We start from the raw sequence: 20,080 nt of genomic DNA on the forward strand, positions 1-20,080 counted from the left end.
AGAATAACAAATGGGTCAAAAAGTACATCCTAATGGTATTCGCCTAGGCATTGTTAAGCCTTGGAACTCTACTTGGTTCGCGAATACACAAGATTTCGCTGACAATTTGGAAAGCGATTTCAACGTACGTAAATTCTTAAATAAAGAGTTAGCGAACGCTTCAGTATCACGTATCACTATTGAACGTCCTGCGAAAAGCATTCGTGTAACTATTCATACAGCGCGTCCTGGTATCGTTATCGGTAAAAAAGGCGAAGATGTTGAAAAATTACGTAACGCAGTAGCAAAAATTGCAGGCGTTCCAGCACAAATTAACATCGCTGAAGTGAAAAAACCAGAGCTAGATGCTAAATTGGTAGCAGATAGTATCGCTTCTCAGCTAGAGCGTCGTGTTATGTTCCGCCGTGCAATGAAAAAAGCGGTTCAAAATGCAATGAAATTAGGTGCTAAAGGTATCAAAGTTGAAGTTAGCGGTCGTTTAGGTGGTGCAGAAATTGCTCGCTCAGAATGGTATCGTGAAGGTCGTGTACCTCTACATACACTTCGTGCAGACATCGATTATAACACTGCTGAAGCACACACAACATACGGCGTAATTGGCGTTAAAGTGTGGATCTTCAAAGGTGAGATTCTTGGTGGAATGGCTGCAGTGATTAAATCTGAAAAAGAACCAGCGGCACAGCCTAAAAAGCCTGCTCGCAAAGGTCGTAAATAAGGAGATCACTGAATGTTACAACCAAAACGCACAAAATTCCGTAAAGTACACAAAGGCCGTAACCGTGGTATTGCGGGCGGTACAGAAGTGAGCTTCGGTTCATTTGGTTTAAAAGCAATTGGTCGTGGCCGTTTAACAGCTCGTCAAATTGAAGCAGCACGTCGTGCAATGAGCCGTGCAGTTAAACGTCAAGGTAAAATCTGGATCCGTGTGTTCCCAGATAAACCAATCACTGAAAAACCATTAGAAGTCCGTATGGGTAAAGGTAAAGGTAACGTTGAGTACTGGGTAGCCTTAATCCAACCGGGTAAAGTTCTCTATGAAATGGATGGTGTTTCTGAAGAAGTTGCTCGTAATGCTTTTGCATTAGCAGCAGCAAAACTTCCGTTCAAAACCACATTTGTAACTAAAACGGTGATGTAATGAAAGCTCAAGAACTACGTAATAAAAGTGTTGAAGAGCTGAATGGTGAGTTAGTGAACCTTTTAGGTGAACAATTCAAATTGCGTATGCAAGCAGCCACCGGTCAGCTTCAACAAACCCACCAGTTAAAACAAGTGCGTCGCAGTATTGCACAAGTTAAAACTGTATTAACCGAAAAGGCGGGTGAATAATGACTGATAAAATTCGTACAGTACAAGGTAAAGTGGTTAGCGATAAAATGGATAAATCATTTGTAATTGCTATCGAACGTACAGTTAAACATCCTTTATATGGTAAGTTTATCCGTCGTACTACTAAATTACACGTACACGATGAAAAAAATGAAGCACAATTAGGTGATGTAGTTGAAATTAAAGAGTGTCGGCCACTCTCTAAAACTAAATCACACACATTAGTTCGTGTTGTTGAGAAAGCACAGGCTTAATCAATAAACCCACAAAAGCCCTACAGAGATGTAGGGCTTTTTATTTATTCTACAGCTACTTCCAGATTTTTGTTTGATGCAAGCGGTCTATTTCCTCTAATTTTTTGCAAAAAATTAGTGAAATTCAACCGCTTGTTTAGTTTTATCACCATATAAAAATAATGGTTATTGACAATGTTGATGTAATTATACAGAATACCCGCCTTAGCCTTAAATTTTTTATGGGAATAAAATGCAGAAGTTTCATTTTAAAAAGAGTTTATTTGCGGTTGCGGTATCAAGTTGTTGTCAGTTTGCGTATGCGGAAAAAGAGGCTTTGCTTGATGAAGTTGTGGTCTCTTCCAGCGTGGTACCTGATTTCCAATCCCTTGCTTTTACGCAAGGCCGTAAAGCTAGTGATGTGACAATTGAGGGGAAAGTATTTAAATCTCGCTCTGCCACATTAGGTAATGCTCTAGCTGGAGAGTTAGGCGTTCACTCTAATCCATTTGGTGGCGGAGCAAGTGCCCCTGTCATTCGTGGACAAGATGGTGTGAGAATAAAATTGTTACAAAATGGATCGGATATTGTTGATATGTCGAATATTTCGCCAGATCATACTGTGGTGGTAGATACTCTTTTGGCACAGCAGGTAGATTTAGTACGAGGTACTTCAACTCTTATGTATGGTATGGCTTCTCCTGCGGGTGTAGTGAATATTATTGATAAACGAATTCCTACCTATCGTCCTGAAAAAGGCTATGAGGGAGAGGTGATCTCCCGTTTTGATACGGCAAGTAAAGAGCGTTTACTAAATGCAGGTGTAACGTTATCTGCGGGGGAGAATTTCTTAATTCGTGCGGAAGGATTGACTCGGAAATCGGGTAACTATCATGTGCCAGAAGTCTATATTGGTAGAAAGCTAAACTATTTACCAGATAGTCATAATAAATCCAATGTGGGTACATTCGGGGCAAGTTGGATTGGTAGCAGGGGGTATCTAGGAGCCTCAGTTAGTTATCGGCAGGATCATTACGGTATTCCAGGGCATAATCACGCGTTTGATTATTGCTCTGGGCATTTATTTGATGCTTCAAATTTAAATGCGGTTACTTCTGGTGGTGATGCACCTTATTTAAATGCTTACCCACATTTAATGACTGACAAAGATGTGAATGATTCTCTTCATTTCCACTGTGGAACAGATTTGAATGGCGGTGCACATAGCCATAGTAATGTTTATGGACATCAGCACGATGTTAGTTCTGCTGGTCCAGTTATAGATATGCGTTCTAAGCGCTACGATCTTCGTGGCGAGATGAAAGATCCATTTCCTGGTATCAGCAAGTTGAAATTGTCTCTCACTTACGCGGATTATTATCACGATGAAAAGCATGATGGCAAAGCACACATAACCTCAGGTGATACTGGTGCAATAAAAGAGAGTAAGAAATATACTGCAGCACGGATGGCAGGTAAGCCAGAAGCGTTTTATTTTAATCGTGGTTTTAATAGCAGGCTAGAATTTTACCACCAGCCAACGGAGTATTCGAATGGTGTGCTTGGCATTCAGTATCAAACGCAGAAAAGCAGTTCGTCTCGTTTATCGACGAGTGCCGATAAAGATGATAAAGATTTAAGTGGGGAGCGTAAAGAATCTGAACGTAATCCTTTAGTGGTAAATACGAATAAACAGCTGAGTTTGTTTATTTTAGAGCAGGTGGCAATCGGGAATTTTATCTTTGAGGCTGGTGCACGTTGGGAAAAACAATCTATCCCAATTAGCTACAATAAAGAAAAGCTACGATTGAATGATAGGGCTCGCCAGCCAGATTTGTCGATCTATAAGGAAAATGCACTCTCTTATTCAGGTACGATTATGTGGGATTTTCATCCCGATTACCGTTTATCTGTCACGGGTTCTCATAATGAAAGAATGCCAGCACCAATGGAGCTCTATTATCATGGCAAACATCTTGCGACCAACTCCTTTGAATACGGCAATCGAGATCTGAAAAAAGAACGTTCTAATAATGCAGAAGTGGGATTAATACACTTCTCGGACAAATGGGATTTTAAAGTGAGTGCGTATTATCAACGCTTTAAAAATTATATTCACAACGAAAACCTACACCGAGAAGGCAACTTGTTTATGCGTCGTTACAATCAATCTCAAGCCAAATTCCACGGATTTGAAGGTGAAATTGGCTATCAGGTGACAGAAAAGCACAAAATTTCCTTGTTTGGCGACTATGTGAATGGGAGATTGTTCGGTTTTAAAACCTTCTATGGTAATAAAAAGTATGCGAAAAACTGCTTTATCAACGAATGGGATGAAGAAGAGTGCGATTATACTCAAGTTGGCGTAGAAACGCTTGAGCGCCCTAACCGTAATGCCGCCCGTGTACCACCGATGCGGTTAGGTTTTCGACTCAAAAGTCAATTTAATCAGAACTGGTCAGGCTCGTTCGAATACACCCGAATGTTTGCACAAAAACGTGTTTCAATTAACAGCGTGATTAAACCGATTGCCCAAGAGGAAGCGGAAAAAAGACGTGAGGCATCAGGTGGGCTTGGTTATGACGGTTACTATGTAGAAAAAGTGCCAGAGGATGTGACTAAAGGCTACCACTTGGTGAATATAGCGGTGAATTATCAACGTAAAATCAGTGATATTGAATACAGTGCAACGTTGAATATTAACAACTTGTTAAATCAGAAAGTGTATATTCACAACTCTTATTTACCGTATGTGCCACAAATGGGCCGCAACTTTATACTGAACCTTGGCGTTTCGTTTTAGATAAAACCGAACTTCGGTTTGGTAAAAAACATAAAATTTGGACCGCTTGCTAAACTACAAGCGGTCCTATTTTTTCCATTTTTTGCAATACTGAAAAAGTGAAAATTGCCTTGATTTCTTATTGTATGTTATGGTATATTCTGCGACCTGTTCATATTTGAGGACAGGTTCGTCCCGAAAGGGTGTTTTTTTATTTTAACGGAGCACTAATATGATCCAAGAACAGACTATGCTGGATGTTGCTGATAACTCAGGGGCTCGTAGCGTAATGTGTATCAAGGTTCTAGGTGGATCGCACCGTCGTTACGCTGCAATTGGCGACATTATCAAAGTTACTGTAAAAGAAGCAATTCCACGCGGTAAAGTAAAAAAAGGTGATGTGTTAAAGGCAGTTGTTGTGCGCACCAAGAAGGGTGTTCGTCGCCCAGATGGCGCAGTTATTCGTTTCGATGGCAATGCTTGTGTGATTTTGAACAATAACACTGAGCAACCAATCGGTACTCGTATTTTTGGACCGGTGACTCGTGAACTTCGTTCTGAGAAGTTTATGAAAATCATCTCTTTAGCTCCAGAAGTACTATAAGGAGAATGTAATGGCTGCAAAAATCCGTCAAAACGATGAAGTAATTGTTCTTACTGGTAAAGATAAGGGCAAACGTGGTAAGGTAACTAAAGTCTTACCAAATGGTAAAGTTTTTGTTGAGGGTATCAACATCGTAACTAAACACGAGAAACCAGTTCCTGCATTAGGTAAAGCTGGCGGTTTAGTGAAAAAAGAAGCTGCGATTGATGCTTCAAATGTTGCGATTTTTAACTCTGAAACTAACAAAGCTGACCGTGTAGGATTTAGAATTGAAGATGGTAAAAAAGTACGTATCTTCAAATCTAACGATAAATTAATTTAAATTAACTGGAGTAATGTGATGGCGAAACTGCATGATTACTACAGAGATACAGTAGTTAATGAATTAAAAGAGAAATTCAACTACTCATCTGTCATGCAAGTCCCACAAATCGAAAAGATTACCCTTAATATGGGTGTGGGTGAAGCATTGACCGACAAAAAGCTATTAGATAACGCAGTAGCAGATCTAGCAGCAATTAGCGGTCAAAAACCATTAGTAACCAAAGCTCGCAAGTCTGTTGCAGGCTTTAAAATTCGTCAAGGGTATCCAATCGGTTGCAAAGTAACCCTACGTGGTGAACGTATGTGGGAATTCTTTGAAAGATTGATTACTATCGCTGTTCCACGTATCCGTGACTTCCGTGGCTTAAACGCTAAGTCATTCGATGGTCGTGGTAATTACAGTATGGGTGTTCGTGAACAAATCATTTTCCCTGAAATCGACTATGATAAAGTAGATCGTGTACGTGGTTTAGATATTACTATTACCACAACAGCGAAAAGTGATGAAGAAGGTCAAGCTTTATTAGCTGCTTTCAATTTCCCATTCCGTAAATAAGGTAGGTTATCGTGGCAAAACAATCAATGATCGCACGTGATGTAAAACGTGCTAAATTAGCTGATAAATTCTACGTAAAGCGTGAAGAATTAAAGAAAATCATTTCTGATGTAAATTCTTCGGATGAAGAACGTTGGGATGCAGTGTTAAAATTACAAACACTGCCACGCGATTCTAGTCCAATTCGTCAGCGTAATCGTTGCCGTCAAACTGGTAGACCACATGGTGTGCTCCGTAAGTTTGGCTTAAGCCGTATTAAAGTCCGTGAAGCTGCTATGCGTGGCGAAATTCCGGGTCTTAAAAAAGCGAGCTGGTAATAACCTCTTTTAATTTGGAATCATGGGAGTAAATACATGAGCATGCAAGATCCAATCGCAGATATGCTGACCCGTATTCGTAACGGTCAAGCAGCGAATAAAGTTGCAATCAGTATGCCTTCATCTAAGTTAAAAGTTGCTATAGCAAATGTTTTAGCTGAAGAAGGTTATATCGAAAGCGTTAAAGTTGTTGAAGGTGCAAAACCTGAACTGGAAATTACTTTAAAATATTTCCAAAATAAACCAGTTGTAGAAAGTATCCAACGTGTGAGCCGTCCAGGTCTTCGTATTTATAAACGTAAAGACGAATTACCAAAAGTTATGGGTGGTTTAGGTATCGCTGTTATTTCTACATCTAAAGGTGTAATGACTGACCGTGCAGCACGTCAAGCTGGCCTCGGCGGTGAAATTATCTGTTACGTAGCATAATAGAGGGGTAGGATTAATGTCTCGTGTTGCAAAAGCACCTGTTAATATTCCTGCCAGTGTTGAGGTGAAACTTAACGGTCAGTTATTAACAGTTAAAGGTAAAAATGGCGAGTTATCTCGCGAAATCCACAATGCAGTTGAAGTAAAACAAGAAGATAACGTATTAACTTTTGCACCTCGTGAAGGTGTTGCTAATGCAGATGCACAAGCGGGTACTGCTCGTGCACTTGTGAACGCGATGGTTATCGGTGTTACTGAAGGCTTTACTAAGAAATTGCAATTAGTGGGTGTAGGTTATAGAGCTCAAATGAAAGGTAATGTTGTTGCCTTAAGTTTAGGTTTCTCACACCCTGTAGAACATGAGTTGCCAGCTGGCGTAACTGGTGAATGTCCATCACAAACAGAAATTATTCTGAAAAGTGCTGACAAACAGTTAATTGGTCAGGTAGCAGCAGATATTCGTGCATATCGCAAACCTGAGCCTTATAAAGGTAAAGGTGTACGTTACTCTGATGAAGTTGTACGTACTAAAGAAGCGAAGAAAAAGTAAAGTAAGGTAACACTATGGATAAGAAAATAGCTCGTATCCGTCGTGCAACCCGTGCACGTCATTTAATGAGAGAGCAAGGTGCAACACGTTTAGTTGTGCATCGCACACCTCGCCATATCTATGCGCAGGTGATTGCACCTAATGGCTCAGAAGTACTAGCAGCAGCTTCAACTGTTGAAAAAGTAATTAAAGAGCAAGTTAAATATACTGGTAATAAAGAAGCTGCAGCAGTAGTGGGTAAAATTGTTGCTGAGCGTGCAATTGCCAAAGGTATTAAAGCGGTTGCCTTTGATCGTTCTGGTTTTAAATACCACGGTCGTGTGCAATCATTAGCAGATGCTGCTCGTGAAGCTGGTCTACAGTTCTAAGAGAGGAATTTGAGATGTCAAACATCGAAAAACAAGCTGGTGAACTGCAGGAAAAGCTAATCGCGGTTAACCGTGTTTCAAAAACCGTAAAAGGTGGTCGTATCATGAGTTTCACTGCTTTAACAGTAGTGGGTGATGGTAATGGTCGCGTTGGTTTTGGTTACGGTAAAGCACGTGAAGTTCCAGCAGCAATCCAAAAAGCGATGGAAAAAGCTCGTCGCAATATGATTAATGTGGCTTTAAATGAAGGCACATTACAACACCCTGTTAAAGGTTCTCATACTGGTTCACGCGTATTTATGCAGCCAGCAAGCGAAGGTACTGGTATCATCGCAGGTGGTGCAATGCGTGCAGTATTAGAAGTTGCAGGTGTTCGTAACGTTCTTTCTAAAGCGTATGGTTCAACCAACCCAATTAATGTTGTACGTGCAACAATTGATGCACTTGAAAACATGAAATCACCTGAAATGGTTGCTGCAAAACGTGGTAAAACAGTTGAAGAAATTTTGGGGTAATTGGATATGGCAAAAATTAAAGTAACTCAAACTCGTAGCTCTATTGCTCGTTTACCGAAACATAAAGCAACGTTAAAAGGCTTAGGTCTTCGTCATATTCGTCATACTGTAGAACTTGAAGATACACCCGCAGTGCGTGGTATGATCAATCAAGTATCTTATATGGTTAAAGTAGAGGAGTAATAGAATGCGTTTAAATTCTCTTTCTCCAGCTGAAGGTGCTAAGCACAGTGGAAAGCGTTTAGGTCGTGGTATTGGTTCTGGTTTAGGTAAAACTGGTGGTCGTGGTCATAAAGGTCAAAAATCTCGTTCGGGCGGACGTGTTCGTCGTGGTTTCGAGGGTGGTCAAATGCCTTTATACCGTCGTTTACCAAAATTTGGTTTTACATCACTTAAATCACTACATGTGGCAGAAATTCGTTTAAACGACTTAGCTAAAGTAGATGGTAACGAAGTAACTTTAGAAGCATTAAAAGCAGCTAATATTATTACTAAAGATATTTTATCAGCTAAAGTGATTTTAGCTGGTGAAATTAATAAAGCAGTTGTAGTTAAAGGCTTAGGTGTAACTAAAGGTGCTAGAGCTGCTATTGAAGCTGCTGGCGGTTCTATCGAGGAATAAATAGATGGCAAAGCAACCAGGGTACCAAGGTAGTACACAAAAAGGGACTGGCGAGCTTAAATCAAGATTATTATTTGTTTTAGGTGCGTTAATCGTTTTCCGTATCGGTTCTTTTATACCTGTTCCTGGCATTGATGCTTCTGTATTATCCGAATTAATTCGACAACAGCATGGCACCATCATTGATATGTTCAATATGTTCTCTGGTGGTGCTTTAAGTCGCGCATCTATATTTGCATTAGGTATTATGCCTTATATTTCGGCGTCAATTATTATACAGTTATTGACAGCGATTCACCCACCTTTAGCCGAATTAAAGAAAGAAGGTGAGGCAGGTCGTAGAAAAATTAGTAAATATACGCGTTACGGTACATTACTACTAGCATTTATTCAATCTATTGGTATTTCATTAGCCTTACCGAATATGGTACAAGGGTTAGTTCCTAATCCAAGTATATTATTCTATGTAACTTCTGTAATTAGCTTAGTGACTGGAACAATGTTTCTCATGTGGCTAGGTGAACAAATCACTGAACGTGGTATCGGAAACGGTATCTCATTGATTATTTTTGCAGGTATTGTTGCTGATCTTCCAGCGACTATTGGGCAAACAATTGAACAGGCTCGCCAAGGTGAGTTGTCATTTATTGTATTACTATTAGTTGCAATAATTGCATTTGCAGTAACGTATTTTGTTGTTTTTGTTGAGCGTGGACAAAGAAGAATTGTTGTGAACTATGCAAGTCGCCAGCAAGGTAGAATGATGGCTCCTGCAAGATCTTCACATTTACCGTTAAAAGTTAATATGGCAGGTGTAATACCAGCAATTTTTGCTTCAAGTATTATCTTATTTCCTGCGAGTATTACTCAATGGTTTGGACAAAGTGAAGGTTTTGAATGGTTATTTAATCTTTCACAGCTATTACAGCCAGGACAACCATTATATGTTGTTTTATTTACAATGGCAGTAATTTTCTTTGCATTCTTTTATACAGGAATGCAGTATAATCCTCGTGATACAGCGGATAATCTTAAGAAATCAGGTGCGTTTGTACCAGGTTATCGACCAGGTGAACAAACATCTCGTTATATTGATAAAGTAATGACACGTTTAACCTTAATTGGTGCGTTATATATTACTTTTGTTTGTTTGGTTCCTTATATCATTACGTCATTATGGAAAGTTCCATTCCAATTAGGTGGAACTTCACTATTAATCGTAGTGGTTGTTATTATGGATTTCATCGCACAGGTTCAGAGCCATTTAATGTCTCAACAATATGATTCTGTGTTGAAGAAAGCTAACTTAAAAGGCTTAGGTTAATAAGCCATTAATGAAGGATAAGCAATGAAAGTTCGTGCTTCAGTTAAAAGAATGTGCCGTAATTGTAAAGTAATCAAGCGTGAAGGTGTGGTTCGTGTGATTTGTAGCGATCCTAAACACAAACAACGTCAAGGTTAATTTTACGCATATTTCTTGCAAAGAACCTGCTGAGCAGTTATACTGCTCAGCTCATTCGTCCTGATATACTGTTTGAGTATCCTGAAACGGGCTTTTCAAGATCAGTATATCAATAAAACTTAAATAATAGGAGTGCATAGTGGCCCGTATTGCAGGCATTAACATTCCTGATCAGAAACACACTGTAATCGCATTAACTGCAATTTACGGTATTGGTAAAACTCGTGCTAAAGCTATCTGTGCAGCAACGGGTATTGCTGAAGATGTAAAGATCAGAGAATTGTCTGAAGAGCAGATTGAAAAACTGCGTGAAGAAGTTGGTAAATTTACTGTTGAAGGTGATTTACGTCGTGAAGTAACTTTAAGCATCAAACGTCTTTTAGACTTAGGTTGCTACCGTGGTTTACGTCATCGTCGTAGTTTACCAGTACGTGGTCAACGTACTAAGACTAATGCGCGTACCCGTAAAGGTCCACGCAAACCGATCAAAAAATAGTCGGAGTAGATAAATAATGGCTAAAACACCAGTTCGCGCACGTAAGCGCGTTAAAAAACAGATTGCAGATGGCGTAGCTCATATCCACGCATCTTTCAATAATACAATCGTTACTATTACTGACCGCCAAGGTAATGCTCTAGCTTGGGCAACTGCAGGTGGTTCGGGTTTCCGTGGTTCTCGTAAATCAACTCCGTTTGCGGCACAAGTTGCAGCAGAGCGTTGTGCTGAAATGGTAAAAGAGTTTGGTTTAAAGAATTTGGAAGTTATGGTTAAAGGACCGGGTCCAGGTCGTGAGTCGACTATTCGTGCGTTAAACGCAGCGGGTTTCCGTATCACGAATATTACAGATGTGACTCCGATTCCTCATAACGGTTGTCGTCCACCGAAAAAACGTCGTGTTTAATTGACGTTAAAAGAATTGGAGAAAGAAAATGGCAAGATATTTGGGTCCTAAACTCAAGCTAAGCCGTCGTGAAGGTGCTGATTTATTCTTAAAATCAGGCGTTCGTGCGATTGAATCAAAATGTAGAAATAGACTTGATGTGGCCCCTGGTCAACATGGTGCTCGCAAGCCACGTTTATCTGACTATGGTAGTCAGTTACGTGAAAAACAAAAAGTCCGCCGTATCTATGGTATCTTAGAGCGTCAATTCCGTAACTATTATACTGAAGCAAATCGCTTAAAAGGTAATACGGGTGAGAACTTATTGGTATTATTAGAAGGTCGTTTAGATAACGTAGTTTACCGTATGGGTTTTGCTGCAACTCGTGCAGAAGCACGTCAGCTTGTTAGCCATAAATCAATTGTAGTAAATGGTCGTGTAGTAAACATTCCTTCATTTCAAGTTTCTGTTGATGATGTTGTTGCTGTTCGTGAAAAATCGAAAAAACAAGCACGTATTAAAGCATCATTAGAATTAGCAACTCAACGTGAAAAGCCGACTTGGTTAGAAGTTGATGTGACTAAAATGGAAGGTGTATTTAAACGTCGTCCAGAGCGTTCAGATCTATCAGCAGATATTAATGAACATCTGATCGTTGAGCTTTACTCTAAATAATAGTTAGCTTAACCGCAAAGAGAGGAAAAAATGCAGGGTTCTGTGACAGAATTTTTAAAGCCGCACTTAGTGAATATTGAGCAAATTAGTTCAACTCGTGCTAAAGTGACATTAGAGCCGTTAGAACGTGGTTTTGGTCATACATTAGGCAATGCACTTCGCCGCATTTTACTTTCATCTATGCCGGGTTGTGCAGTTACTGAAGTTGAAATTGATGGTGTATTACATGAATACAGTAGCAAGGAAGGCGTTCAGGAAGATATACTTGAGGTATTATTAAACCTTAAAGGTCTAGCGGTAAAGGTGCAAAATAAAGATGATATTATTTTGACACTGAATAAATCTGGAATTGGCCCTGTAACTGCAGCCGACATCACACACGATGGCGATGTAGAAATCGTAAATTCTGATCACGTTATCTGTAACTTAACAGATAAGAATGCGTCAATTAGTATGCGTATTCGTGTTCAACGTGGTCGTGGTTATGTCCCTGCATCAGCACGTCTTCACACTCAAAACGATGATCGTCCAATTGGTCGTTTATTAGTTGATGCGCGTTTCTCGCCAGTAGATCGTATTGCTTATAATGTAGAAGCTGCGCGTGTAGAACAACGAACAGACTTAGATAAACTTGTTATTGAGATGGAAACTAATGGTACATTAGATCCAGAAGAAGCTATTCGTCGTGCTGCAACGATTTTAGCAGAACAACTTGCTGCATTCGTTGATTTGCGTGATGTTCGTCAACCTGAAGTGAAAGAAGAAAAACCAGAGTTTGATCCGATTCTTCTTCGTCCGGTAGATGATTTAGAGCTGACAGTTCGTTCTGCTAACTGTTTAAAAGCAGAGACAATTCACTATATTGGTGATTTAGTCCAACGTACAGAAGTTGAATTACTTAAGACGCCTAATTTAGGTAAAAAATCTCTTACAGAGATCAAAGATGTTCTTGCTTCTCGTGGCTTATCACTCGGTATGCGCCTTGAAAACTGGCCGCCTGCAAGCATTGCAGAAGACTAGTTAGGTATAGATTTTCTAAGAAGGAATAGGTTATGCGCCATCGTAAGAGTGGACGTCAATTAAACCGTAACAGTAGTCATCGCCAAGCGATGTTCCGCAATATGGCAAGTTCTCTTGTTGAACATGAAATCATCAAGACTACTTTACCAAAAGCAAAAGAGTTACGCCGTGTAGTTGAGCCGTTAATTACTTTAGCTAAAGCAGACAGCGTTGCAAATCGCCGTTTAGCTTTTGCTCGTACACGCAACGTTGATACAGTTGCTAAATTATTCAATGAATTAGGTCCACGTTTTGCAAATCGTGCAGGTGGTTACACTCGCATCTTAAAATGTGGTTTCCGTGCAGGCGATAATGCTCCAATGGCATACATTGAGTTAGTAGATCGTCCAGAAGTTGCAACAGAAGCAGCAGCGGAATAATCTAAGTTAGATTGAACTTAAAACCCCGATATTGCTATCGGGGTTTTGTTTTATCTGAGCTTGTTTTTTTACAAGAAATCTGTATAATTTGACCGCTTGTTTTCCGTTTTAGGGGCAAGTTCGTCACCCTCACCTCGAACGAGGGTTTATTTTTTACTATCAACATTTAGAGGAAAGGTTATGGTAACCATTCGTTTAACTCGTGGCGGAGCTAAAAAACGCCCATTTTACCAAATCGTGGTAGCGGATAGTCGTTCACCTCGTGATGGTCGCTTTATCGAGCGTATCGGTTTCTTCAATCCATTAGCAGCTGGTCAAGCTGAGCGTTTACGTTTAGATGTGGCTAAAGTGGATGCGTGGGTTGCTAAAGGTGCTGACTTATCAGATCGTGTTGCTTCTTTAGTAAAAGAAGCTCGTAAAGCAGCTTAATATTAAATAAGCCAAAATTAAATAAGTAGGTGAGTATGAGCGAACAAAAAATTGAAGTTGTCGGTAAATTAGGTTCAACCTATGGGATCCGTGGCTGGTTACGTCTCTATTCATCAACAGAACAATCTGAAAGCATTTTCGACTATCAGCCGTGGTTTTTAAAAATTAAAGGCAGCTGGCAAGCGGTCGAATTAGAAAGCTGGCGCTATCATAATAACGATTTGATTGTTAAATTTAAAGGTACAGAAGACCGTGAGGTTGCACAGCTGTTGACTAATGCCGAGATCGGTGTGGATTTATCTGTGCTTCCTGAATTGGAAGAAGGAGATTACTATTGGCACGATTTAATCGGTTGTACAGTGGTAAACTTGGATGACTATATAATGGGCTCTGTGACTGAGATGATGGAAACAGGTTCAAACGATGTGTTAGTAGTGCGAGCAAACAGCAAGGATGCTTTTGGAAAACAAGAACGATTAATTCCGTTTTTGTATGAACAAGTAGTTAAAAGAGTAGATCTCGCCACCAAAACTATTACGGTGGACTGGGACGCTGGTTTCTAACCTCAGGTATGCGGTGAGCTTCAGAAAACATTAAGGTATAAAAATGTGGATTGGTATTATTTCACTGTTTCCTGAAATGTTTAAAGCAATTACCGATTTCGGGGTGACAGGACGTGCAGTTAAGCAAAATCTACTACAAATTGAGTGTTGGAACCCTCGTGATTTCACATTTGATAAGCATAAAACGGTAGATGACCGCCCTTATGGTGGTGGGCCGGGAATGTTGATGATGGTGCAGCCTTTACGTGATGCGATTCACGCAGCAAAAACGGCAGCATCGGTAGTAGATGATGGTGAAGTTAAAGTGATTTATCTTTCACCACAAGGACGCAAGCTCGATCAAATAGGCGTGCAAACGCTGGCTTCAAATCAGAAATTGATTTTAATCTGTGGACGATATGAGGGGGTTGATGAGCGATTGATTCAAACCGAAGTTGATGAGGAGTGGTCAATCGGAGATTACGTTCTAACGGGGGGGGAATTGCCTGCAATGACATTAATTGATGCCGTTGCGAGGTTTGTTCCAGGGGTATTAGGCAAGCAAGCTTCGGCGTTAGAGGATTCTTTTGCTGAAGGATTACTTGATTGCCCGCATTATACTCGCCCTGAAGTATTAGACGGTATGCCTGTTCCGGAAGTGCTGATGTCTGGACATCACGAACAAATTCGTAAATGGCGATTGGAACAATCGCTTGAGCGAACGTGGTTAAGACGCCCTGAGCTATTGGATAGCCTAGCTCTGACTGACGAACAAAGAGTGTTGTTAGCTAAAATTAAAAAGCAACATAAAATCAGTTAATTCTAGGATTTAGAAGGTTTTCAAAATGAGTAACATCATCAAACAACTTGAACAAGAACAGTTAAAACAAAACTTACCTAGCTTCCGTCCAGGTGACACATTAGAAGTTAAGGTATGGGTAGTAGAAGGTAGTAAAAAACGTTTGCAAGCGTTCGAAGGCGTGGTTATTGCAATTCGTAACCGTGGCTTGCACTCTGCATTCACTCTACGTAAAGTTTCAAACGGCGTAGGCGTTGAGCGTACATTCCAAACTCACTCACCAGTAATCGACACCATTTCTGTTAAACGTAAAGGTGCGGTACGTAAAGCTAAACTTTACTACTTACGTGAGCGTTCTGGTAAATCTGCACGTATCAAAGAGCGTCTTGGCGACTAATTGCTATAGCAGTGAAAAACAAAAGCCTTGGGGAAACTCAAGGCTTTTTGCTGACAAGCGGTTAAATTTGTAAAAAAATTTGCAAATTTAACCGCTTGTTATCTTTTAGGTTATTCAGCTTCAGATAAAATAATCCAACCGCTGTCTAGCCAATCGCAGATGGTGTCTAACATCAATTCTAATTCAGTTTGATCTTGCACTTTAGATGCTAATTTATTCCACGAAATAGCGTCGCCATTTGCGATACGAATGAGCAATGCTCTTTCTGCTTGATTTAGTTCATCAATCCATTCACCGTTTACATACAAGCGTTGTGGGTTTTCAGTGTAGAGAATTTTCACATTTGCATCTTGTTGTAACCAGCCGCCTGATTCTAAAATTTCTTGTACTTCATCAGGGTAATATTCATTATCTGTTTGCAATAATTCATAACGGCGTGAGCTAACCGCCATTGCAACGCTATGAGTAAGCAAGCCGTCAAATTGGGTCGAATTTTGTAGCAGATCGATTAAATGATGTTTAAAGGTGTTGATCGTATTTGGATCAAGTAACGCATTGGGTTGTTCATTCGGACTTAAACGGAACGGGATATGAAATTCTGACGAATTAATGTTATCCGCTTGTTGCTCAATGGTTTTACATAAATTTTCTAATAAATTGGTTGCATTTGGATAACGTAAACCAAAAGAGAACGTTAAGCCCTGCTCGCTTTCAGAAACGCCGTAATGTGCCATTCGGGAGGGAACATAAAGTACATCGCCAGGGTTCATTACTTCATCTAAGACTAGCTCGCCCATATCATCAAAAATACGGATTGGCTGATTTGGCTTGAATTCTGTAGTTGGATCGCACCATTTGCCAAGCTGCCAACGGCGTTGCCCATAGCCTTGCACGAGGAAAACATCGTATTCATCATAATGTTTACCTACAGTACCGCCTAATGGCGAGGAAGACACCATAATATCATCACGTTGCCATTGTGGGATAAAGCTAAAGGCTTGCCATAATTCGCCGAGTTCTGGCGACCATTGCTCAAGGTTTTGTATCATAACAGACCATTGTTCTGGTAAGTTTTGTAGATCTTCTTTCTCAAGTGGACTTGCTTTTACAGACCATTTATCCCCTTTGCATTGAATAAGACGTGCAGTAACCTCTTCCTCTAAGGCTAATTCCATAATATCTTCTGGCTCAAATAAACCTACAATTTGAGGTAAACCATTACGGATCAAAAGAGGGCGTTTTTGCCAATAATCACGTAAAAAGGTTTCTGGGCTAATATTTTCAGGTAAGCAGAATGGAATATTCATAAATGCTCCTTGCAGTATGTTTCTTTTTGATTTTTTAATATTCTACCTGAGAAATAATAGAAAACGCTAAATTTTTTATGATTTAGCGACATCATTTCATTTGTGACACGCGAAATAATGAAAAAGGCGAACATTGTTCGCCTTTGAGATTTTAAGAGGGGTTATTTAAGACCGAGTTTTTTCTCTAGGTAGTGGATATTTGTACCACCTTTGCGGAATTCGGTATCAGAAAGGATTTGGGTATGCAGTGGAATATTAGTTTTGATTCCCTCAACAATCGTTTCTGATAAGGCATTTTCCATACGACGAATGGCAATATCACGACTTTCTGCGAAAGTGATGAGCTTACCAATCATTGAATCATAATGTGGCGGTACGCTGTAGCCTGAGTAAATGTGGGAATCCCAACGCACACCTAGACCTCCTGGTACGTGCAAACGTGTAATTTTGCCTGGAGATGGTAAGAACGTTTGTGGATCTTCGGCATTGATACGGCATTCAATAGCGTGGCCTTTCACTTTTATATCTTCTTGTTTGATAGAAAGTGGTAAACCTGCAGCAACTCGGAGTTGTTCTTTTACTAAGTCAATGCCAGTAATCATTTCTGTAACAGGATGTTCTACTTGTAAGCGAGTATTCATTTCAATGAAATAGAACTCACCGTTTTCATATAAGAACTCAAATGTACCTGCACCACGATAGCCGATTTCACGACAGGCATTCGCACAACGCTCACCGATAAATTTACGTAATTCTTCTGTAATACCTGGAGCAGGTGCTTCTTCTACTACTTTTTGGTGGCGACGTTGCATTGAGCAATCACGCTCTGCTAAATACACCGCGTTACCGTGTGTATCAGCAAGTACCTGAATTTCAATATGGCGTGGATTTTCTAAATATTTCTCCATATATACCATATCATTATTAAATGCAGCTTTTGCTTCGGCTTTGGTCATTGCGATAGATTCTTCTAAATCTTTTTCGTGATGAACCACTCGCATACCACGACCGCCGCCGCCGCCAGAGGCTTTAATAATCACAGGATAACCAATGCGGCTGGCAATTTCTTTGTTTTTCTTTGGATCATTCCCGATAGGGCCATCAGAGCCTGGTACACAAGGTACACCAGCTTTTTTCATTGCATTAATCGCAGAAACTTTATCGCCCATTAAACGAATTACATTAGCGGTTGGACCGATAAAAATAAAGCCTGATTTTTCGACTTGTTCTGCAAAGTTTGCATTTTCTGATAAAAAGCCATAGCCTGGGTGAATAGCATCTGCATTCGTAACTTCTGCTGCAGCAATAATCATTGGGATATTTAAATAACTTTTAACAGAAGGAGCAGGACCAATACAGATCGTCTCATCTGCTAATAAAACATGCTTTAATTCACGGTCTGCTGTTGAGTGAACGGCAACCGTTTTAATGCCTAATTCTTTACAGGCTCGTAAAATACGTAGGGCAATTTCGCCACGGTTTGCAATAACAACTTTTTCTAACATTGGGAGATTCCCTTGAAGTGAATTGGTTGGAAAGATGCCCTTATTTAATAACAAGGGCAAACATAGATTATTCGATGATGAATAATTTTTGGTCGAACTCTACTGGCTCACCATCATTAATTAAAATTTCTTTGATCACACCTGCTTTGTCTGACTCAATGCGATTCATCATTTTCATTGCCTCAACAATACATAACGCATCACCAATTTTTACGGTTTGTCCCACTTCGACGAACGCTTTAGCATCTGGACTTGGGCTACGGTAGAAAGTGCCTACCATTGGAGAACGTACAGCGTGGCCACTTACTTGCTCAGTTGTTGCATTAGCAGGGAAGGCAGGTTCCGCAGGCTGTGGAGCAGGTGCAGTAGGCGTTGGTGCTGCTGCATATTGAACGGCAGGGGCAACTACCGCTGCTGGTGCAGCACGACTAATGCGTACTGTGCCTTCTTCTTCAGACACTTCTAATTCAGTAATGCCAGACTCTTCAACTAATTCGATAAGTTTTTTGATTTTGCGAATATCCATAATAAGATTCCGTATGTGATTAATTAAAAAATAGAACTCTGCATTTGTAAAATTGAAATGCAGAGCTAAAAATTCTGCTCGTAGAATACCTGAATTTCGCTAATTTTGCGAATAAAATTTTCTAATTTAGACGAAAATTGGCGATTTTAGCATTCATCGTACCAGTTAATGAGTAAGAGATTTCCTCCATACAAGCGGTCAAAAATGGTAAGTTTTTGGTAAATTTAAACCGCTTGTTATTTATTTGAGCAAATCCTCATTCTTTTTGTAATTCCACTTACTACCTGGCTTGTCGATGTATTGAAAGTATTCGTTTGTGAATGTGCCTTGTGCACAAGTAATTTTATCTCGGCGGAAATTAACAATCTTATCGCCAATGGCATTATTTAATGTATTTGGACCAGTCATTGTAAATACACCGCCTTCAATACGACGATTCTCAATGTTGCTGATAATCAGCTCAAGTGTGTCTTTTAAAATCCAGTTGCCTTTTTCGCTTGCTAAGAAAAAGTTAGTGTATTTATTACGGCGTTTGATTAATACTTCGCTGTCATTTTCATTGATTATTTTTGAGAGCGGATAAACCAAATGCCCGTCAATATCAATATAAATGCCGCCTTCTCTCAATAACGTGAAAATTCGCCAGAAGTCAGCTTGGGCTGCACCATCTGTAAGCTTGCTGTAAGCATTAAAAGTGCGTTCGTCTGCATTAGCTTTAATGTAAGCTTCTCGCTCTTCTGTGCTAACATAACGATAATCATAGCTTAACGACATTAATCGATTAAACAAATAATTGGCATATATCGGCAACGTCACTTTATTTGAATAATTGGTTTGCCAGATGGTTTTGGTGATTTTTGTTGGTTGATTAGAACGAATTTTTGCTGGGCTATATGCTGGAATCGTAAAACGCTTTTTCGGAAAAAGGGCGTGGAAAGGGTAGCTCAACATCTTCACAATATTACCGAATAAGCGAATAACACCGTTACAGATAACGATAAACTGTTCATTTTTAATTGCCATTTTATTGCCTTATTTGTTTAATTGTGAAATCGCAAAATCCAACGCATATTCGTAGCCTTTTATGCCTAAGCCACAAATAACGCCTTTTGCTACATCACTGAAATAAGAGTGATGGCGGAACGGTTCACGGCTATGCACATTAGAAAGATGTACTTCAATAAACGCAATGGAAACACTTAACAACGCATCACGAATTGCCACGCTGGTGTGAGTGAATGCCCCAGGGTTGATAATAATAAAATCCGTATTTTGAAAGGCTTGATGAATACGGTTGATGATTAGCTCTTCGCCGTTTGCTTGGAAGCAGTCTAATTCAACGCCTTGAGATACAGCTAAGGTTTTTAGATGATTTTCAATATCCGCTAAGGTTTGAGAACCGTAAATTTCAGGCTCACGTTTACCTAGCATATTGAGATTCGGGCCATTAAGAAGAAGGATTTTTTTCATTTTGTTGTCCTTACAAGC

At 39.9% G+C, this 20,080-nt stretch carries 31 protein-coding genes; 26 read left to right on the forward strand and 5 right to left on the reverse strand.

Annotated elements, in window-relative coordinates; all coding sequences use genetic code 11:
- Positions 1-10: 10 nt before the first annotated feature.
- From rpsC to rplS, 26 genes are all read left to right on the forward strand, one after another.
- Positions 11-715, forward strand: a complete 705-nt coding sequence (gene rpsC / locus GM698_RS05665; protein ID WP_159628735.1) for a 30S ribosomal protein S3 — start codon at positions 11-13, stop codon at positions 713-715.
- A gap of 12 nt (positions 716-727) precedes the next feature.
- Entirely contained in the window at positions 728-1,138 is a 411-nt protein-coding gene (gene rplP / locus GM698_RS05670) for a 50S ribosomal protein L16 (RefSeq protein ID WP_006249357.1), read from the forward strand.
- A complete protein-coding gene (rpmC, locus tag GM698_RS05675; RefSeq protein WP_005711179.1) occupies positions 1,138-1,329 on the forward strand; it encodes a 50S ribosomal protein L29 in 192 nt (63 codons plus the stop codon). The genes rplP and rpmC overlap by 1 nt, the downstream gene beginning before the upstream one ends.
- Entirely contained in the window at positions 1,329-1,583 is a 255-nt protein-coding gene (rpsQ, locus tag GM698_RS05680) for a 30S ribosomal protein S17 (protein WP_159628734.1), read from the forward strand. Before rpmC ends, rpsQ begins: the two co-directional genes overlap by 1 nt.
- A 232-nt stretch (positions 1,584-1,815) precedes the next feature.
- Entirely contained in the window at positions 1,816-4,365 is a 2,550-nt protein-coding gene (locus GM698_RS05685) for a TonB-dependent receptor domain-containing protein (protein WP_176812027.1), read from the forward strand.
- 211 nt (positions 4,366-4,576) lie between these two features.
- A complete protein-coding gene (rplN, locus tag GM698_RS05690; RefSeq protein ID WP_005711998.1) occupies positions 4,577-4,948 on the forward strand; it encodes a 50S ribosomal protein L14 in 372 nt (123 codons plus the stop codon).
- Between the two features lie 10 nt (positions 4,949-4,958).
- Positions 4,959-5,270, forward strand: coding sequence for a 50S ribosomal protein L24 (gene rplX, locus GM698_RS05695; RefSeq protein ID WP_176807742.1), 312 nt, complete (start codon positions 4,959-4,961; stop codon positions 5,268-5,270).
- Positions 5,271-5,288: 18 nt separating this feature from the next.
- Positions 5,289-5,828 carry a 50S ribosomal protein L5 gene (gene rplE, locus GM698_RS05700; protein ID WP_176812026.1) on the forward strand — a complete coding sequence of 180 codons (540 nt, stop codon included), beginning with the start codon at positions 5,289-5,291 and terminating at the stop codon, positions 5,826-5,828.
- An 11-nt stretch (positions 5,829-5,839) separates the two neighbouring features.
- Entirely contained in the window at positions 5,840-6,145 is a 306-nt protein-coding gene (gene rpsN, locus GM698_RS05705; protein WP_159628730.1) for a 30S ribosomal protein S14, read from the forward strand.
- A 36-nt stretch (positions 6,146-6,181) separates the two neighbouring features.
- Positions 6,182-6,574, forward strand: a complete 393-nt coding sequence (gene rpsH, locus GM698_RS05710; protein ID WP_159628729.1) for a 30S ribosomal protein S8 — start codon at positions 6,182-6,184, stop codon at positions 6,572-6,574.
- Positions 6,575-6,590: 16 nt separating this feature from the next.
- Entirely contained in the window at positions 6,591-7,124 is a 534-nt protein-coding gene (gene rplF / locus GM698_RS05715) for a 50S ribosomal protein L6 (protein WP_159628728.1), read from the forward strand.
- A 14-nt stretch (positions 7,125-7,138) separates the two neighbouring features.
- Positions 7,139-7,492 carry a 50S ribosomal protein L18 gene (rplR, locus tag GM698_RS05720; RefSeq protein WP_159628727.1) on the forward strand — a complete coding sequence of 118 codons (354 nt, stop codon included), beginning with the start codon at positions 7,139-7,141 and terminating at the stop codon, positions 7,490-7,492.
- Between the two features lie 14 nt (positions 7,493-7,506).
- Positions 7,507-8,007: a 30S ribosomal protein S5 gene (rpsE, locus tag GM698_RS05725; protein ID WP_005705945.1), complete on the forward strand. Its 501-nt coding sequence runs from the start codon at positions 7,507-7,509 to the stop codon at positions 8,005-8,007.
- Between the two features lie 6 nt (positions 8,008-8,013).
- Positions 8,014-8,190 (forward strand): 50S ribosomal protein L30, encoded by a 177-nt coding sequence (gene rpmD, locus GM698_RS05730; RefSeq protein ID WP_006250021.1) that lies wholly within the window; start codon positions 8,014-8,016, stop codon positions 8,188-8,190.
- 4 nt (positions 8,191-8,194) lie between these two features.
- A complete protein-coding gene (gene rplO / locus GM698_RS05735; protein WP_176807740.1) occupies positions 8,195-8,629 on the forward strand; it encodes a 50S ribosomal protein L15 in 435 nt (144 codons plus the stop codon).
- 4 nt (positions 8,630-8,633) lie between these two features.
- The gene (gene secY, locus GM698_RS05740) at positions 8,634-9,953 is read left to right on the forward strand and encodes a preprotein translocase subunit SecY (protein ID WP_176809493.1); all 1,320 of its coding nucleotides are present in this window, start codon (positions 8,634-8,636) and stop codon (positions 9,951-9,953) included.
- 24 nt (positions 9,954-9,977) lie between these two features.
- Entirely contained in the window at positions 9,978-10,091 is a 114-nt protein-coding gene (rpmJ, locus tag GM698_RS05745; RefSeq protein ID WP_006250018.1) for a 50S ribosomal protein L36, read from the forward strand.
- Between the two features lie 139 nt (positions 10,092-10,230).
- Positions 10,231-10,587, forward strand: a complete 357-nt coding sequence (gene rpsM, locus GM698_RS05750) for a 30S ribosomal protein S13 (protein ID WP_005599322.1) — start codon at positions 10,231-10,233, stop codon at positions 10,585-10,587.
- Positions 10,588-10,603: 16 nt separating this feature from the next.
- Positions 10,604-10,993, forward strand: a complete 390-nt coding sequence (rpsK, locus tag GM698_RS05755; RefSeq protein WP_005705959.1) for a 30S ribosomal protein S11 — start codon at positions 10,604-10,606, stop codon at positions 10,991-10,993.
- 28 nt (positions 10,994-11,021) lie between these two features.
- Positions 11,022-11,648 carry a 30S ribosomal protein S4 gene (gene rpsD / locus GM698_RS05760; protein ID WP_176807738.1) on the forward strand — a complete coding sequence of 209 codons (627 nt, stop codon included), beginning with the start codon at positions 11,022-11,024 and terminating at the stop codon, positions 11,646-11,648.
- 30 nt (positions 11,649-11,678) lie between these two features.
- Entirely contained in the window at positions 11,679-12,668 is a 990-nt protein-coding gene (gene rpoA / locus GM698_RS05765; protein WP_159628723.1) for a DNA-directed RNA polymerase subunit alpha, read from the forward strand.
- 32 nt (positions 12,669-12,700) lie between these two features.
- The gene (gene rplQ, locus GM698_RS05770; RefSeq protein WP_025216422.1) at positions 12,701-13,087 is read left to right on the forward strand and encodes a 50S ribosomal protein L17; all 387 of its coding nucleotides are present in this window, start codon (positions 12,701-12,703) and stop codon (positions 13,085-13,087) included.
- 180 nt (positions 13,088-13,267) lie between these two features.
- The gene (rpsP, locus tag GM698_RS05775) at positions 13,268-13,516 is read left to right on the forward strand and encodes a 30S ribosomal protein S16 (protein WP_005599334.1); all 249 of its coding nucleotides are present in this window, start codon (positions 13,268-13,270) and stop codon (positions 13,514-13,516) included.
- A 35-nt stretch (positions 13,517-13,551) separates the two neighbouring features.
- The gene (rimM, locus tag GM698_RS05780) at positions 13,552-14,079 is read left to right on the forward strand and encodes a ribosome maturation factor RimM (RefSeq protein ID WP_176809494.1); all 528 of its coding nucleotides are present in this window, start codon (positions 13,552-13,554) and stop codon (positions 14,077-14,079) included.
- A 43-nt stretch (positions 14,080-14,122) separates the two neighbouring features.
- Positions 14,123-14,878, forward strand: coding sequence for a tRNA (guanosine(37)-N1)-methyltransferase TrmD (gene trmD / locus GM698_RS05785; protein WP_209289075.1), 756 nt, complete (start codon positions 14,123-14,125; stop codon positions 14,876-14,878).
- A 25-nt stretch (positions 14,879-14,903) separates the two neighbouring features.
- Positions 14,904-15,254 (forward strand): 50S ribosomal protein L19, encoded by a 351-nt coding sequence (gene rplS, locus GM698_RS05790; RefSeq protein ID WP_159628720.1) that lies wholly within the window; start codon positions 14,904-14,906, stop codon positions 15,252-15,254.
- A gap of 110 nt (positions 15,255-15,364) precedes the next feature.
- On the opposite strand, the gene GM698_RS05795 is transcribed toward rplS, so the two are convergent.
- The 5 genes from GM698_RS05795 to aroQ all read right to left on the reverse strand — a co-directional run bounded on the left by GM698_RS05795 (position 15,365) and on the right by aroQ (position 20,062).
- The gene (locus GM698_RS05795) at positions 15,365-16,561 is read right to left on the reverse strand and encodes a cupin domain-containing protein (protein WP_176807735.1); all 1,197 of its coding nucleotides are present in this window, start codon (positions 16,559-16,561) and stop codon (positions 15,365-15,367) included.
- Positions 16,562-16,722: 161 nt separating this feature from the next.
- Positions 16,723-18,066 carry an acetyl-CoA carboxylase biotin carboxylase subunit gene (gene accC, locus GM698_RS05800; protein ID WP_159628718.1) on the reverse strand — a complete coding sequence of 448 codons (1,344 nt, stop codon included), beginning with the start codon at positions 18,064-18,066 and terminating at the stop codon, positions 16,723-16,725.
- Between the two features lie 67 nt (positions 18,067-18,133).
- Positions 18,134-18,592: an acetyl-CoA carboxylase biotin carboxyl carrier protein gene (gene accB, locus GM698_RS05805; RefSeq protein ID WP_176809495.1), complete on the reverse strand. Its 459-nt coding sequence runs from the start codon at positions 18,590-18,592 to the stop codon at positions 18,134-18,136.
- A gap of 240 nt (positions 18,593-18,832) precedes the next feature.
- A complete protein-coding gene (locus GM698_RS05810) occupies positions 18,833-19,615 on the reverse strand; it encodes a glycosyltransferase family 32 protein (protein ID WP_176809496.1) in 783 nt (260 codons plus the stop codon).
- A 9-nt stretch (positions 19,616-19,624) separates the two neighbouring features.
- Complete coding sequence (gene aroQ / locus GM698_RS05815) at positions 19,625-20,062, reverse strand: type II 3-dehydroquinate dehydratase (RefSeq protein WP_176812021.1); 438 nt, start codon at positions 20,060-20,062, stop codon at positions 19,625-19,627.
- Between the last annotated feature and the right edge of the window lie 18 nt (positions 20,063-20,080).

The sequence above is a fragment of the Mannheimia sp. ZY171111 genome (assembly GCF_017750945.1).
Taxonomy (GTDB): domain Bacteria; phylum Pseudomonadota; class Gammaproteobacteria; order Enterobacterales; family Pasteurellaceae; genus Mannheimia; species Mannheimia pernigra.

Excerpts from the sequence above, each read along its gene's own strand:
- trmD (WP_209289075.1), top strand. The coding sequence starts at position 14,123 with ATGTGGATTGGTATTATTTCACTGTTTCCTGAAATGTTTAAAGCAATT.
- rplF (WP_159628728.1), top strand. The coding sequence starts at position 6,591 with ATGTCTCGTGTTGCAAAAGCACCTGTTAATATTCCTGCCAGTGTTGAG.
- rimM (WP_176809494.1), top strand. The coding sequence starts at position 13,552 with ATGAGCGAACAAAAAATTGAAGTTGTCGGTAAATTAGGTTCAACCTAT.
- rpoA (WP_159628723.1), top strand. The coding sequence starts at position 11,679 with ATGCAGGGTTCTGTGACAGAATTTTTAAAGCCGCACTTAGTGAATATT.
- GM698_RS05685 (WP_176812027.1), top strand. The coding sequence starts at position 1,816 with ATGCAGAAGTTTCATTTTAAAAAGAGTTTATTTGCGGTTGCGGTATCA.
- rplP (WP_006249357.1), top strand. The coding sequence starts at position 728 with ATGTTACAACCAAAACGCACAAAATTCCGTAAAGTACACAAAGGCCGT.
- rpmC (WP_005711179.1), top strand. The coding sequence starts at position 1,138 with ATGAAAGCTCAAGAACTACGTAATAAAAGTGTTGAAGAGCTGAATGGT.
- rplR (WP_159628727.1), top strand. The coding sequence starts at position 7,139 with ATGGATAAGAAAATAGCTCGTATCCGTCGTGCAACCCGTGCACGTCAT.
- accB (WP_176809495.1), bottom strand. The coding sequence starts at position 18,592 with ATGGATATTCGCAAAATCAAAAAACTTATCGAATTAGTTGAAGAGTCT.
- rplE (WP_176812026.1), top strand. The coding sequence starts at position 5,289 with ATGGCGAAACTGCATGATTACTACAGAGATACAGTAGTTAATGAATTA.
- rpsK (WP_005705959.1), top strand. The coding sequence starts at position 10,604 with ATGGCTAAAACACCAGTTCGCGCACGTAAGCGCGTTAAAAAACAGATT.
- rpsE (WP_005705945.1), top strand. The coding sequence starts at position 7,507 with ATGTCAAACATCGAAAAACAAGCTGGTGAACTGCAGGAAAAGCTAATC.
- aroQ (WP_176812021.1), bottom strand. The coding sequence starts at position 20,062 with ATGAAAAAAATCCTTCTTCTTAATGGCCCGAATCTCAATATGCTAGGT.
- rpsC (WP_159628735.1), top strand. The coding sequence starts at position 11 with ATGGGTCAAAAAGTACATCCTAATGGTATTCGCCTAGGCATTGTTAAG.
- GM698_RS05795 (WP_176807735.1), bottom strand. The coding sequence starts at position 16,561 with ATGAATATTCCATTCTGCTTACCTGAAAATATTAGCCCAGAAACCTTT.
- rpsQ (WP_159628734.1), top strand. The coding sequence starts at position 1,329 with ATGACTGATAAAATTCGTACAGTACAAGGTAAAGTGGTTAGCGATAAA.
- accC (WP_159628718.1), bottom strand. The coding sequence starts at position 18,066 with ATGTTAGAAAAAGTTGTTATTGCAAACCGTGGCGAAATTGCCCTACGT.
- secY (WP_176809493.1), top strand. The coding sequence starts at position 8,634 with ATGGCAAAGCAACCAGGGTACCAAGGTAGTACACAAAAAGGGACTGGC.
- rpmJ (WP_006250018.1), top strand. The coding sequence starts at position 9,978 with ATGAAAGTTCGTGCTTCAGTTAAAAGAATGTGCCGTAATTGTAAAGTA.
- GM698_RS05810 (WP_176809496.1), bottom strand. The coding sequence starts at position 19,615 with ATGGCAATTAAAAATGAACAGTTTATCGTTATCTGTAACGGTGTTATT.
- rplX (WP_176807742.1), top strand. The coding sequence starts at position 4,959 with ATGGCTGCAAAAATCCGTCAAAACGATGAAGTAATTGTTCTTACTGGT.
- rpsD (WP_176807738.1), top strand. The coding sequence starts at position 11,022 with ATGGCAAGATATTTGGGTCCTAAACTCAAGCTAAGCCGTCGTGAAGGT.
- rpsH (WP_159628729.1), top strand. The coding sequence starts at position 6,182 with ATGAGCATGCAAGATCCAATCGCAGATATGCTGACCCGTATTCGTAAC.
- rpsP (WP_005599334.1), top strand. The coding sequence starts at position 13,268 with ATGGTAACCATTCGTTTAACTCGTGGCGGAGCTAAAAAACGCCCATTT.
- rplS (WP_159628720.1), top strand. The coding sequence starts at position 14,904 with ATGAGTAACATCATCAAACAACTTGAACAAGAACAGTTAAAACAAAAC.
- rplN (WP_005711998.1), top strand. The coding sequence starts at position 4,577 with ATGATCCAAGAACAGACTATGCTGGATGTTGCTGATAACTCAGGGGCT.
- rpmD (WP_006250021.1), top strand. The coding sequence starts at position 8,014 with ATGGCAAAAATTAAAGTAACTCAAACTCGTAGCTCTATTGCTCGTTTA.
- rplQ (WP_025216422.1), top strand. The coding sequence starts at position 12,701 with ATGCGCCATCGTAAGAGTGGACGTCAATTAAACCGTAACAGTAGTCAT.
- rplO (WP_176807740.1), top strand. The coding sequence starts at position 8,195 with ATGCGTTTAAATTCTCTTTCTCCAGCTGAAGGTGCTAAGCACAGTGGA.